This is a genomic window from Psychrobacter sp. NG254 (genome assembly GCF_015277735.1).
Taxonomy (GTDB): Bacteria; Pseudomonadota; Gammaproteobacteria; order Pseudomonadales; family Moraxellaceae; genus Psychrobacter.
The window spans coordinates 1-549 of sequence record NZ_JADHDA010000023.1; the positions used below are offsets into that span (position 1 = coordinate 1).

The following is a 549-nucleotide window of genomic DNA, read 5'->3' on the forward strand; positions in this document are numbered from 1 at the left end:
CCTCGTCATCACCACCACGACGGATGAGAACGGCAACTACCTCGTTGAGGGACTGCCGGCTGGCGAAGTGAAGGTCTCCTATGACCCCACGACGTTGACCGAAGGTTACGTGCCGAGCTCGGACCTCGACGGCGACGTGTTCTCCGAGACCACGGCAACGCTCGTCTCGGGTGAGACTCGCCTCGACGTTGACTTCATCGTGGTCGGTAGCGCAACGCTCAACGGCATTGTGTTCGATGACCCGAACGGCAATGGCGTCCGCGACAGTGGCGACAAGGGCATCCCGAACGCGGAGTTGGATGTCGTGTGGGATGGCCCGAATGGTCCGGTAACCGTGCGCGTCACCACCGACGCGAATGGAGCGTGGGAACTCACGAACCTGCCTGCCGGTACCTACACGGCAACGGTCGACCTCGCGTCGGTTGACGCCGAGTACCGCCCGTCGACGGGAACTACTTCAACGGTCGAGCTGCCTGCCTTTGGCACACGCTCGGTCATCCAGGGACTCACAACGTTGATGCTCGCCTTCACGGGTTCGAACATCGCGTT

General features: G+C 62.1%; 1 protein-coding gene. It reads left to right on the forward strand.

What is annotated here, in order from left to right; translation table 11 throughout:
* A partial coding sequence (locus IP510_RS13620) for an SdrD B-like domain-containing protein (RefSeq protein WP_194365357.1) occupies window positions 1-549 on the forward strand: 549 nt, incomplete at both ends.